This is a genomic window from Leptolyngbya sp. FACHB-36, from assembly GCF_014695955.1.
In the GTDB taxonomy this organism is placed as follows: domain Bacteria; phylum Cyanobacteriota; class Cyanobacteriia; order Leptolyngbyales; family Leptolyngbyaceae; genus FACHB-36.
In genome coordinates this window covers 1-7,052 of the sequence record NZ_JACJPG010000203.1, presented here as the reverse complement: position 1 = coordinate 7,052, position 7,052 = coordinate 1, and the positions used below count along the sequence as shown (strand labels likewise).

At 55.9% G+C, this 7,052-nt stretch carries 5 protein-coding genes; 3 read left to right on the top strand and 2 right to left on the bottom strand.

Going from position 1 to position 7,052, the window contains the following annotated elements; translation table 11 throughout:
• The 3 genes from H6F43_RS04640 to H6F43_RS04630 all read left to right on the top strand — a co-directional run.
• The coding region (locus H6F43_RS04640; RefSeq protein ID WP_190341133.1) for an ATP-binding protein at positions 1-702 on the top strand (702 nt) is incomplete at its 5' end.
• A 147-nt stretch (positions 703-849) separates the two neighbouring features.
• Positions 850-1,659 (top strand): FAD binding domain-containing protein, encoded by an 810-nt coding sequence (locus H6F43_RS04635; protein WP_190341130.1) that lies wholly within the window; start codon positions 850-852, stop codon positions 1,657-1,659.
• 34 nt (positions 1,660-1,693) lie between these two features.
• Positions 1,694-4,384, top strand: a complete 2,691-nt coding sequence (locus H6F43_RS04630) for a molybdopterin cofactor-binding domain-containing protein (RefSeq protein ID WP_190341128.1) — start codon at positions 1,694-1,696, stop codon at positions 4,382-4,384.
• Between the two features lies 1 nt (position 4,385).
• On the opposite strand, the gene H6F43_RS04625 is transcribed toward H6F43_RS04630, so the two are convergent.
• Positions 4,386-6,182: an ABC transporter ATP-binding protein gene (locus H6F43_RS04625; protein ID WP_242025324.1), complete on the bottom strand. Its 1,797-nt coding sequence runs from the start codon at positions 6,180-6,182 to the stop codon at positions 4,386-4,388.
• Between the two features lie 360 nt (positions 6,183-6,542).
• On the bottom strand, positions 6,543-6,818 hold the full coding sequence (locus H6F43_RS04620; RefSeq protein ID WP_199290147.1) for a hypothetical protein: 276 nt from the start codon (positions 6,816-6,818) through the stop codon (positions 6,543-6,545).
• Between the last annotated feature and the right edge of the window lie 234 nt (positions 6,819-7,052).

Genomic DNA, 7,052 nt, shown 5'->3' with positions numbered 1-7,052 from the left:
TATTGTCCTGATCCAGTCGCGGAGGTGCAAGCGTGTAGAGAGGCGATCGACCTGGAGTTTGTGGTTGAAGACCTGCCCAAGCTGCTACTTTCTATGAAAGTAGGGGCAGATCGAATTCGTCAGATTGTGCTGTCGCTGCGGAACTTTTCGCGCTCAGATGAGGCGGGGATGAAACTCGTTGACATTCATGAGGGTATTGACAGCACGTTGCTCATTCTTCAGAACCGTTTGAAGGCTAGTGCAGACCATCCGGAGATTCAAGTCGTCAAAAAGTACGGGAATTTACCACTGGTCGAGTGCTATTCCGGACAATTGAATCAGGTATTTATGAATCTGCTGAGTAATGCGATTGATGCAATCAACGACCATAACCAAACTCGATCGAAGGAGGTTGAGGTAATTAGGCAAATCGTGATTGAAACCCAGGTTTTGGGTCCAAATGCAATTACAGTACGAATTCAAGACACGGGGTCTGGAATACCGAATCGGGTGCAGCAACGCATCTTTGATCCCTTCTTCACGACAAAACCAGTTGGACAAGGGACTGGATTGGGCTTGTCAATTAGCTACCAAATTATTACAGAGCGGCATGGCGGCTCACTAGAGTGCTTCTCTGAACTAGGGCAAGGTGCAGAATTTGTGCTGACGCTGCCCATCGAACATAGAAGTGGTACAGCGAACCATGCCATCTTTTCTAATTAGAACCGTGAGCCGAGCTTGATTGCTGGATTGTATTCAAAACCCAACGATGGGCGTTTGAGCCGCTGTGTGGCTACGATCGTTGCCTCGGCTACAATCCTTGCCAAAATTTTTCTTGTAAGCTGCTGATCTTGGATAAGTCTACAAGCAATGGATCTACACACGGTTGAAACCTACTGCCGTCCCTTGGATTTGGCGTCTGTTCCGCCTTGGAAGCGGGGGTGCGCGTGGTTGGCGGGTGGCACTTGGATATTCTCGGAGCCGCAGCCTCATCTGACGACGCTAGTGGATCTGGAGCCGCTGGGTTGGTCGGAGATTACCGTCGAGGACGATCGTCTGGAAATCGGGGCAACCTGCACCTTGAGGCAGCTGGTGACTTATCCCTGGTCGGCTGAGTGGACGGCGACTGAGGCGTTTCGAGGGGCTGTTTCTGCACTGGCTGCCTCGTTCAAAGTCACTCATCTGGCGACGATCGGGGGTAATGTTTGTCTGGCGCTTGCGATCGGCGTCATGGCTCCGGTGCTTGTGGCGCTGGATGCGACCTATGAGATTTGGAGTCCGACGGACCCGCCCCGCACAGTTGCCGCCAAGGATTTTCAGCTCGGTGTCCAGCAGACGGTGCTGCAACCGGGTGAAGTCTTACGTCGCATTTGGATTCCGCTAGCCTCTCTAAGCTGGCGAACTCAGGTGCAGCGGTTTGGGATTGCGGAAACCGATCCGGCCCTGTCGCTTGTAGTTGCTGCCGTCGATCCGGCGACTGATCGCACGCGAGTTTGTCTGGGAGCGTGCGTTGTGGCTCCTTACCTGCTGGAATTTGATCGCATTCCTTCCTCTGAGCAAATCACCGCCGCGCTGCAAGCGGTTCCCTGGCTGACGGATAGCCGTGCCAGCGGCAGCTACCGTCAGCAGATGACTGAGGTGCTGATTCGTCGATCGCTACACGCCCTGCGCGAACCCTAAATTCTGCCCATTCCACCCTTTACTTGCCACCTTCATGACTGCCTCCCTCACCGTTCATCTCAATGGTCAGCTTCACACGGGAAATTGCTCTCCTGGAACCAGCCTCCTCAGCTGGCTGCGTCAGATGGGATGTGCCAGCGTGCATCGCGTCTGCGAATCGGGAGACTGCGGAGCCTGCACGGTTTGGCTGGATGGTGCACCGATTCATAGCTGCCTTTATCCGGCTCTGCGTGCCCAAGACCATGCTGTTACCACGATCGAAGGACTGGCTCAGAACGGTCAGCTAACGCCGATGCAGCAAGCATTCCTGGAGCATCAAGGGTTCCAGTGTGGCTTCTGCACTCCTGGGATGATTCTCAGCGCCGAAAAGCTGTCTTTTGCGTCTGAGGAAGAACTGCGCTTGGCGCTACGGGGTAGCCTCTGTCGCTGTACGGGCTATCAGGCGATCGTCGAAAGTATTTTGGCAGGCAAGCAAGCCGTTGCTGGTGGTCAGTCTGCCCGTGGCTCGGGCGATTCCGTTACTGCCCAAGTGGGTCAAAGCGTTCCGAAACAAGATGGTCCCGATATTGTGACTGGAAAGCCAGTTTACACGTCGGACTATGCGCCGTCTGGGCTGCTGCATCTCAAGGTGCTGCGATCGCCGCATCCCCACGCTCACATTCGTGAGATTCGCACGGAGCAAGCGGAAGCGCTGCCAGGAGTTCATGCGGTTCTCACCTACAAGGATGTCGATCGCCGCGCTTACAGTACGGCTGGGCATTCGGAACCCGTACCCGATCCTCTGGATCACTACATTTTGGATAGGAAGGTGCGCTTTATTGGCGATCGCGTTGCCGCTGTTGTTGCGGAGTCGGTGGCGATCGCGGAACGTGCGTGCCAACTGATTGAGGTCGAGTACGAAATCTTGCCCCACGTCATCGACCCGATCGAGGCGATGGGCAAAGGAACCGTTCAACACGCTGACCTTCCCTCGCCCCCGATCCTCCACGACGAACCGGAATCCTCTCAGATCTTTGACGCTGCAAATAACTTAGCGGCTCAGGTGACGATGGAATCTGGGGATTTAGAAGAGGGATTTGCCGAAGCGGATTTTGTGCTAGAGACGACTTACACGGTGCCTGCGGTGCAGCACACTCATCTAGAACCGCACGTCAGCACGAGTTGGCTAGACGACGATGGCACGCTGGTCGTGCGCTCCAGTACGCAGGTGCCGTTTCACTGTCAGCGGGTGCTGTCGGAGCTGTTTGGGCTACCCAAGGAGAAAGTGCGCGTTTACAAAGCGAAATTGGGCGGCGGCTTCGGCAACAAGCAGGAAATTCTCAGTGAGGATCTGTGCGTGCTGGCGACGCTGAAAACTGGGCGACCCGTTCAGTGGGAGTTCACGCGCCAAGAAGAATTTACCTGCACGAACAGCCGCCACGCCGCCACAATTCGTCTGAAGACGGGCGTGATGGCAGATGGAACTCTGGTGGCACAGGAGCTAGAAGCCGTTTGCAATACGGGAGCGTACGGAAATCACGCGCCTACGGTCCTGTTTCTAGTAGGGTACGCGCCCCTTGCCCTCTACCGCAGCCCACACAAGCGTTTCACGGGCTACTCCGTTTACACGAACACGATGCCTGCGGGTGCGTTTCGCGGCTACGGAGCGACCCAAGGGGGTTTTGCAATGGAGTGCCAGCTCGATACGATCGCCGATAAATTAGGACTCGATCCGGTTGAGGTGCGCCTGAAAAATTTAATTCGTCCTGGTGATGTTGTTGAAGTGGGGCGGGGACGTACGCCCGAAGACCATTTCAATTTAATTGGCAGCTACTGTCTGGAAGAGTGCTTTGCAAAGGTTGTGCAGGCGATCGGGTACCGTCTGGAATCGCCACCGATCGTAGAAGGACCGCTGCGGCGCGGTATGGGAATGGCAGTTTCGATGCAGGGCAGCGGACTCTCGAAAATTCACACCGCCTGCGTCAATCTATCGCTGGAGCCGACGGGTCGCTTCTGCTTGCGAACGGGTGCGGTTGATGTGGGCACGGGATCTGACACGACGCTGCGACAAATTGCTGCTCACGTTCTTGGCGCGACCGTTGCTGACATTGATTTAGTTGCGTCTGACACGCACACAACGCCATTTGATGCGGGTTCCTACGCCTCCGCCACGCTCTATATTTCTGGGCAAGCTGTTAAACTGGCTGCTGAGAAGCTGCGGGACAAACTCAATGCCTTAGAGATACCCCCTTCCTCTCCGATCTCGGTGGAAGCTGAGTACGCTGCCGATGAGTCGTCGCTGACGTTTGCGGTCCAAGCTGTTGAAGTTGAGGTGGATACCGAGACGGGCAAAGTGCGGCTGCTGCGATCGGTGCAGGCGATCGATTTGGGAACGGCGATTAACCCGCGCATCTGTATGGGGCAGGCGGCAGGCGGCAGCGCAATGGGGATCGGCTACGCGCTGAGCGAGGAGCTTTTATTTGACGATCGAGGCAGAATCCTTAACCCGGGTTTCCGCAACTATCGAATTCCCACGGCTGCGGATGTGCCGCCGATGCAGGTGTTTTTGGTGGAGTCTGAAGACCCGTATGGACCGTTTGGGGCGAAGGGCGTGGGCGAGATCACGATGAACTGTATGGCTCCGGCGATCGCCAACGCGATCGCTCACGCAACGGGTGCACGTGTAACCCAACTGCCGATGACGCCGGAGCGGGTTTTGGCGGCGCTATCGAAGGCAGCGCCGTAGACTAGGAGGATTTTTGTCCAGTTTGGACCTGCCACAGGCTAGCGTAGATGCCGTTTTGGGCAAGTAGCTCTTCGTGGCGTCCGCGTTCGACTAGCTTGCCGTGGTCCATGACGTGGATGCAGTCGGCGTTGCGAACGGTGGAGAGGCGATGCGCGATCGCGATCGTGGTGCGTCCGAGGGTGATGTGCTCTAGCGATCGCTGGATGGCGGCTTCGGTTTCGTTGTCTACGGCGGAGGTGGCTTCGTCGAGAATGAGGATTGGTGGGTTCTTCAGAACGGCGCGGGCGATCGCGAGTCGCTGGCGCTGTCCACCGGAAAGTTTTTGTCCACGTTCGCCGACGATCGTTTGGTAGCCGTGAGGAAGCTGCTGGATAAATTCGTGCGCTTCGGCAATCTCTGCGGCGGCTTGGATTTGTTCAAGGCTGGCGTCGAAGCTGCCGTAGGCGATGTTTTCGGCAACGGTGCCGTGAAATAGAAAAACGTCTTGGCTGACCCAGCCGATCGCGCGGCGCAATTCGCGCAGTTCTAGCTCGCGGATGTCGATACCGTCTAGCGTGATGCTGCCGGACTGTATTTCATAGAGCCGCAGCAGCAGTTTGACCAGGGTGCTTTTGCCCGATCCAGTTGCGCCGACGATCGCGGTGGTTTTGCCGGCGGGAATGTGGAGAGAGAGATTCTCCATGGCGGGGGCGCGATCGCGGTAGGCGAAGGTGACGCGGTGGAGGTGGATGTCGCCGGATGGGGAATGGGACGATTCTGACGGGGGAATCTTTGCTTTATGGTTTATTCCCTGCTCTGCATTCTTTAACTTCAGATGTCCGGAATGGATGGCGATCGGGGTGTCGAGCAAGTCGAGGACGCGGTTGGTCGATGCCATTGCGCGCTGGTAGAGGTCGAAGGTTTCGCCGAGGCGGGTAAGGGGCCACAGCAAAGACTGGGTGAGGAAGACAAGAACGCTGTAGGTGCCAACGGAGAGGTTGCCGTTGAGGGCTTCGATGCCGCCGTAAAGGAGGGTAGCGAGGAAGCCCATGAGGACGACGATGCGAATGAGAGGAATGAAGGCAGCGCTAAGGGCGATCGCGCGGCGGTTGCTGCGACGGTAGGCTTCGCTTTCGAGGGTGACGCGCTGTCGCTCGTAATCTTCGGTGGCGAAGCTTTTGATGGTGGTGATGCCGCTGAGGTTGTTGGACAGTCGACTACTGAGCAAGCTGACGTTTTCGCGCACGTCGATGTAGCGGCTAGCGAGTCGGCGCTGAAAGACAACGGACCCCCAAATGATGAAGGGCATGGGCAGCATTGCCATCCACGCGACGCTGGGAGCTAGCAGGAAGAAGGCTCCGCCGATGAGCAGCACAGTGGTACTGACTTGTAGAATTGCGTTTGCGCCGCCGTCAAGAAAGCGCTCTAGCTGGTTGATGTCGTCGTTGAGGATGGAGAGAAGTGCGCCAGTGCTGCGCTCCTCAAAGTAGGCAAGTTCGAGTTCTTGGAGGTGGCTGTAGGCGTCGAGGCGGAGGTCGTGCTGGATGGTTTGCGCTAGGTTACGCCAGAGACGATCGTAGGCGTACTGAAACGCAGATTCTAAGCCCCAAATAATGAAGGTGGCGATCGACAGTGCAACCAGTTGCGAGAGGCTGTCGGTCACGCCAAAGTGAGCAATGACGGAGTTTTGTTTCTGGACGACGACATCAACGGCGGCTCCAATCAGCACGGAGGGCGCAAGATCAAAGATTTTGTTAAGAATTGAGCAGGCGATCGCCCAACGAAGCTGCCGATGATATCGCCGCCCATAGCGGAGCAGCCGAGTGAAGGGATGGTGGGACGTTGCGCCAGTTAAAGCTGGGTTTACTGAAGCATGCGATGCGCGATCGGAGGTGGGGCGGGTTGACGAACGGGATGTGAGACGAGCCAAACGAATGCCTGCCAGTGCGACGAAAGGCGGTGAACCACCCTGCAACGAATCGTAACGCAGAAGGCGGCGGAAGTCTTGTTGGCTATCGGCTAGCTAGAACGAGAATACGTAACAGCTATTGACTGTTTGGGTGTATGTAACGATCAGGGTGATTGGGCGGTCGCAGTAGTCATGGGATGCCTTAGAAAAGTGCTGGCGTCCGCTGTTGCGATCGCGACTTATTTATAAGCTTTAGTCCATTCATCTTTGTTAGCTGCACCAATCGGGACAGGCATTCTCACTATGCCAGCCATAAGGATGAAAACCGCAAGTGAGTGTCGATCGCGCCTCTCGGCTGTACCCATAAGCGACGCCGTGGTAGTGGGCACAACCGATGCAGGCTTTGGGGCGGGAGGGAGTGATGTCGTTGAAGCCAAGCTGCGATCGTAGAATATGCCGCTTGCTTTCCATACGGTGCCAGCGAGCATGGTCGGCTTTTCTGAACAGGTAGTGCATCTTGCCAAATGGGTATTGCGCAGCGTCCATTGGTCGGAGGTATGAAGATATCTTTTAGCCTACTCGCAAATCCTTTCAATCTCTCTCACCCATGCGGCTTAATGTGTGCACTGACATCTAAGTTTGAGACGTTATGTAAGTCCAACTGTCTTACCCCTCTTTAATCACTCTAAGCGGATGAAAACAGTAGCTGCAAGTTGAGCCTCTGCACAAGTGGACAAGCAAACTGATTCATCTGGTGCATCAATTGCTTAAATCCAGCTT